Source organism: Flavobacterium sp. TC780 (assembly GCF_056783245.1).
This window is the reverse complement of record NZ_JBXBAV010000033.1, coordinates 1-3,985: the sequence shown is the minus strand read 5'-3', so window position 1 is coordinate 3,985 and position 3,985 is coordinate 1. Positions and strand designations below refer to the sequence as shown.

At 29.2% G+C, this 3,985-nt stretch carries 14 protein-coding genes; all 14 read right to left on the bottom strand.

Annotation, left to right across the window (positions count from 1 at the left end; translation table 11 throughout):
- Positions 1-137 precede the first annotated feature (137 nt).
- Complete coding sequence (locus AC1RYN_RS03410) at positions 138-272, bottom strand: hypothetical protein (protein WP_481805841.1); 135 nt, start codon at positions 270-272, stop codon at positions 138-140.
- Positions 273-345: 73 nt separating this feature from the next.
- The gene (locus tag AC1RYN_RS03405) at positions 346-600 is read right to left on the bottom strand and encodes a hypothetical protein (RefSeq protein WP_481805840.1); all 255 of its coding nucleotides are present in this window, start codon (positions 598-600) and stop codon (positions 346-348) included.
- Positions 601-627: 27 nt separating this feature from the next.
- Positions 628-927 (bottom strand): hypothetical protein, encoded by a 300-nt coding sequence (locus tag AC1RYN_RS03400; RefSeq protein WP_481805839.1) that lies wholly within the window; start codon positions 925-927, stop codon positions 628-630.
- A gap of 39 nt (positions 928-966) precedes the next feature.
- Positions 967-1,116 (bottom strand): hypothetical protein, encoded by a 150-nt coding sequence (locus AC1RYN_RS03395; protein ID WP_481805838.1) that lies wholly within the window; start codon positions 1,114-1,116, stop codon positions 967-969.
- Positions 1,095-1,289, bottom strand: a complete 195-nt coding sequence (locus AC1RYN_RS03390) for a hypothetical protein (RefSeq protein ID WP_481805837.1) — start codon at positions 1,287-1,289, stop codon at positions 1,095-1,097. The genes AC1RYN_RS03395 and AC1RYN_RS03390 overlap by 22 nt, the downstream gene beginning before the upstream one ends.
- 27 nt (positions 1,290-1,316) lie before the next feature.
- Positions 1,317-1,511 (bottom strand): hypothetical protein, encoded by a 195-nt coding sequence (locus AC1RYN_RS03385; RefSeq protein ID WP_481805836.1) that lies wholly within the window; start codon positions 1,509-1,511, stop codon positions 1,317-1,319.
- Entirely contained in the window at positions 1,484-1,657 is a 174-nt protein-coding gene (locus AC1RYN_RS03380; protein ID WP_481805835.1) for a hypothetical protein, read from the bottom strand. The genes AC1RYN_RS03385 and AC1RYN_RS03380 overlap by 28 nt, the downstream gene beginning before the upstream one ends.
- Before the next feature lie 113 nt (positions 1,658-1,770).
- Positions 1,771-1,953: a hypothetical protein gene (locus AC1RYN_RS03375; RefSeq protein WP_481805834.1), complete on the bottom strand. Its 183-nt coding sequence runs from the start codon at positions 1,951-1,953 to the stop codon at positions 1,771-1,773.
- Entirely contained in the window at positions 1,934-2,128 is a 195-nt protein-coding gene (locus tag AC1RYN_RS03370; RefSeq protein ID WP_481805833.1) for a hypothetical protein, read from the bottom strand. The genes AC1RYN_RS03375 and AC1RYN_RS03370 overlap by 20 nt, the downstream gene beginning before the upstream one ends.
- Positions 2,094-2,522: a hypothetical protein gene (locus AC1RYN_RS03365; RefSeq protein ID WP_481805832.1), complete on the bottom strand. Its 429-nt coding sequence runs from the start codon at positions 2,520-2,522 to the stop codon at positions 2,094-2,096. Before AC1RYN_RS03365 ends, AC1RYN_RS03370 begins: the two co-directional genes overlap by 35 nt.
- Before the next feature lie 259 nt (positions 2,523-2,781).
- Entirely contained in the window at positions 2,782-2,952 is a 171-nt protein-coding gene (locus tag AC1RYN_RS03360) for a hypothetical protein (RefSeq protein ID WP_481805831.1), read from the bottom strand.
- 1 nt (position 2,953) lies between these two features.
- A complete protein-coding gene (locus tag AC1RYN_RS03355) occupies positions 2,954-3,337 on the bottom strand; it encodes a hypothetical protein (RefSeq protein ID WP_481805830.1) in 384 nt (127 codons plus the stop codon).
- A gap of 4 nt (positions 3,338-3,341) precedes the next feature.
- A complete protein-coding gene (locus AC1RYN_RS03350; protein WP_481805829.1) occupies positions 3,342-3,710 on the bottom strand; it encodes a hypothetical protein in 369 nt (122 codons plus the stop codon).
- A 41-nt stretch (positions 3,711-3,751) separates the two neighbouring features.
- Positions 3,752-3,985, bottom strand: a 234-nt coding sequence (locus tag AC1RYN_RS03345) for a hypothetical protein (protein WP_481805828.1), incomplete at its 5' end; no start/stop codon positions are given.

Sequence of the window (3,985 nt, the reverse complement as noted above, 5' to 3'; positions counted from 1 at the left end):
ATTTGATGCTTTGAGTTTTATGGTAAACGTTCCTTGTTTATCATACAATATCTCACCTGGATTTTTTAAAGATGAACTACTTGGATTGCCTCCTTCAAAAGTCCATTCATACGTATCTGCTCCAGTGACTTTATTGTCTATTTTGATAGAACAGGAATTGATTCATCCTCATTTGCATACGAAGTCGTAAAATCACCTTCTAAGGCTATAGAAGTTTCCTGATAACACGAAGTAATAACAATAAATAATAGTAGAAGTAAAGTTTTTTTCATTCCATTTATTTTAAAATAGTACAGCTTTTTAGGGCTGTAAACGTTTTATTATACAGTATTCTATCGCTAAATATTACAAATAGCGTTTGATAATCTTATCTGTAGAAAAAGCCCAACAAAAATCGTTCTTATATGAAATATTGCGAATAGGTTGGTCGTGTGTGTAGTCAAGAGTCCAAACACTACCACCATTAATTGTTTTATAGATTTTATTATCTAGAATTGCCCAACCTGTATTTGCATCTTTAAAAGTAAATTTGATACATTTCTCCATTATAAATTTGAGACCAAGAGTCACCTCCATTAATGGTTTTAAACAACTTAACATCTAATAATGTTTTTAGATATTTATTGATTAAAAGAAAACCATTTTAGAATCAACAAAACAAATTTCTCTAGCGTAATAACCTGCAGGTTCCTTTACAAAAGGATACTCTTTCCAACCGTCTGTTGTGTTGTTTTTGAATAAGATAAAAGGCTGATTGATATTACCTTGTTCCTTATATCCAATTGCCCAAATATGATCATTATCAATTTCTGTTGCTTGATAAAGATTGGCTCCATTACCTTCTATTTCGTAAACTTTAGTAAAATTGACTCCATTTGTTGTGGTAAATACTTTTCCTTTTTGAGAGACAATTGTCCCGTCTTTCATATTATCATCTACATAGATAGAATAGCGGTTTCTACTTTGTTATCTCCAAAATTGGCGAATTCGATCTATACCAAGATATCCACCAACTGCTATTTTAGAAATTCCAAAACCAGTATGACACCATCCTTCATCGGCATATAGTTGCATGAAATCCAGCACCAAAACCATTATTGGCCCATATCTGTCCAAGTAATACCTCCATCTAAAGTTCTAGAGAGACGTGCACCACTTTCAGTGTAATATAAAATCTTATCACTTAACATTTGTATGCGAGGAATTGCAGAGTCACTTTTTCTCATGTATTGGAATAGTGAACCAGCCTGCAGCTTGATTGGTAATTGGTAAAATACCAATGTTGCCATTATAAGTATTTTTTACATCATTAGTTACTATTCTGTTTTACAATTGTTAGAACTAATGATGGTAATAGTTTTTCCGTAGCTGGTAGTGTAAATGATATTTCGCCTGGCAGTAGCCGAAAGAATTGTTGCAGGTACCCCATCAAATGTTATTTTTATATCACTTACTTTATCCGAAAAATTTTCACCATAGATATCTAACAGTTTCTCCAGTTTCTCCAGCATTTTTTGAATAGGATGTTACTTTTGTCTGCTTTTATCACTACAACTGGTGGCTCTTGAGTTGGCGAATCATTTCCTGAATCTGAACTACAACTATTTAGCGTTAAAAAAAGTTGTAATGCAACTACGATTAAAATTCTCTTTTTCATTTTATTTAATTTCTGTTAACTTAATTATTTTATGTTTTCTAAATATTGACTCCCTAAAGTGTATCCGTTACCAACAAGTACTCTCACAATATTCATTGCAGTTATATCTTTGCTCATTCTATATATCCAATCGGATTACCTCTATTGTCAAAAGTGGCTTTAAAAACCTTATTATCAAACGTAATAAGTTCTTGATTTAAAAATTTATCATAGCCTGAAACCATAGCTGCTTTTGCATACCAAGTTGCTATTATTCTATTGTCTAGATCTAAAATTTCATGTTTTAATTCCCCCATTTGTTGATGGTGATGTCATCCTGATATAACCTATTCTTTTATTTACAGGATCAGGGTTTTGCGCTTTTATGCTGTAAATAATACCCGCATCATCAATCGTTAACTGATAGGCATTTACAGCTTTATTTATTTGATCTTTTTCATTTTGAATTCCTAAAAGCTTTTTCAGAAACACCTGTTGCTTCTCCATTTATAAATTTTTCCACTGCTTTTGTATTTAAACCATCAATACTTAAATAGTTATGTTCCAGTAAGGCATTAACAACGCTCTTCTCATTATTAAAAGGATTAAACTTGCCATCTGTAAAAGCAATTTCATTGAATTTTCCTGTGGCTTCATTTTTTAGTTGCATGATAGGAATAGCAGGTACTGGTTCTACTTGCTTTAACTCAACAGTAACTGTGTAGTTTTTGTCTAAATTCGATATTTTAAAAACGGGCTTTTTACCTTCGATATAACCAATCGTTTTTTCACCTAGCTTTATTTCTCCTTTGGCGATCTTGATTTTTTGTGCAAAACCACAAATACATATTAGTATAATTATTAGGGTTAAAAATTTTTTTTTCATGGGTGAGTTTTTATTTAATTATTGTCTATTTTAAAGCTTTTTGAAAGAAAAGATTTAATTTTCTTGTAAAGTACGAAACGTTTTCCTCAGTCATCGAGGTTTAAAAAAAAGCATTAGACTTTAGATGCTATATGAAGTATTCAGGCTCGTTTACATTATCTGAAATCCCGTGTATATAAACAGAAAATTTATATTTCACTGACATTTTGTTTAGTTCTCTTGTTTGTCTTCTGTCTTGATAGGCACGTTTACTATTTACTTATAAAAATTGTCTGTAATTGTCTATTTTTTCTTTTAATCTATTAGCTAAATAAATATTTCCTTCTTTTAAAGTATCATAAATAAGTACAGATTCTTTATGATATTCTATTTTTCTTTCTAGTGTCCAATAATACGGAGGAGCATATAAATTGCATATTCTATCCGCCATTTTAACTGACCAAATTTCTTTTGGTTCTTGTTTTTATTTTTAATAAACTATGTTTCATCTGAACTAGTTTATCTTTTATAGTAATATCCTTTGATAAAGCCTTAACTCCATTTGCTACTTGTACTCCAAATAAATCTTTAATTTTTTCAAATGAAAAATTAGTATCTTCTAAAGTATCATGCAGCATAGCACAGGTTATAGAAAAATCAGTATTCATATTTTCATCGTAATCAAAAGATTTTATAATTTCAAACACAACGCTTCCAATATGATTAATATATTCTATTTCTAGTCCTTCTTCGTCTCCTCCATATTTTTGTCCTTGATGCAATTTAGAAACTAAATACCATGTTTTTTGCAAACTATCTATTGACCAATTTTTCATAAACCTATCTTAAATCATATTTATATACATTTTGATATACCTCCATTATGTAATCAATTTTAGACTTAGCTTCGTTAATTCCTTTTTCAATATCTTTTTTGCTTCCTCCCCATAATAACCAAGAAGCTCCACTCTTATCATTATTATTATTATTATTATTATTATTATCAATAAAGCGTTTTTGTCTTAACTCAATTTTTAAAAATCTCAGATCCCCTTCATCAATTATAATTATTTTAATTCTCATTTTTTCATATTTATGAAAAGAGTCTAAAATTTCTGAATCAATTTCAATAAAATTGTGTGTATTTAATTCTGTCAATTTATATTTAATTTCATTCAATAAATATAAAATACATTTCCTCTCTGTCATATTTGAAATAATTTATAAAATATTAATTTCACTACTTTATCCTATCTTTCAGTGCTGTTTTTCAAATATTTTTTGTAATTAGTATCATCCAATTCTACTTGTATTTCTTCAAATGGTTTGTATTTATGTTCGTCTGGAAGTAATTCATATACGTCTTCATAAAACAAAACTTCACCTTTTACTAATAAATAAATTCCATCATATAATTCAGACCTTCCATTTTTATCATAAATTGGGTTTTCATCACTAAAAGCAAATTCATTATCGCAAAATTC

Bases quoted from the DNA above. Each gene is read 5' to 3' on its own strand.
- AC1RYN_RS03410 (WP_481805841.1), bottom strand. From the start codon at position 272: ATGAAAAAAACTTTACTTCTACTATTATTTATTGTTATTACTTCGTGT.
- AC1RYN_RS03405 (WP_481805840.1), bottom strand. From the start codon at position 600: ATGTTAAGTTGTTTAAAACCATTAATGGAGGTGACTCTTGGTCTCAAA.
- AC1RYN_RS03400 (WP_481805839.1), bottom strand. From the start codon at position 927: ATGAAAGACGGGACAATTGTCTCTCAAAAAGGAAAAGTATTTACCACA.
- AC1RYN_RS03390 (WP_481805837.1), bottom strand. From the start codon at position 1,289: ATGGCAACATTGGTATTTTACCAATTACCAATCAAGCTGCAGGCTGGT.
- AC1RYN_RS03385 (WP_481805836.1), bottom strand. From the start codon at position 1,511: ATGCTGGAGAAACTGGAGAAACTGTTAGATATCTATGGTGAAAATTTT.
- AC1RYN_RS03380 (WP_481805835.1), bottom strand. From the start codon at position 1,657: ATGAAAAAGAGAATTTTAATCGTAGTTGCATTACAACTTTTTTTAACG.
- AC1RYN_RS03375 (WP_481805834.1), bottom strand. From the start codon at position 1,953: ATGGGGGAATTAAAACATGAAATTTTAGATCTAGACAATAGAATAATA.
- AC1RYN_RS03365 (WP_481805832.1), bottom strand. From the start codon at position 2,522: ATGAAAAAAAAATTTTTAACCCTAATAATTATACTAATATGTATTTGT.
- AC1RYN_RS03360 (WP_481805831.1), bottom strand. From the start codon at position 2,952: ATGGCGGATAGAATATGCAATTTATATGCTCCTCCGTATTATTGGACA.
- AC1RYN_RS03355 (WP_481805830.1), bottom strand. From the start codon at position 3,337: ATGAAAAATTGGTCAATAGATAGTTTGCAAAAAACATGGTATTTAGTT.
- AC1RYN_RS03350 (WP_481805829.1), bottom strand. From the start codon at position 3,710: ATGACAGAGAGGAAATGTATTTTATATTTATTGAATGAAATTAAATAT.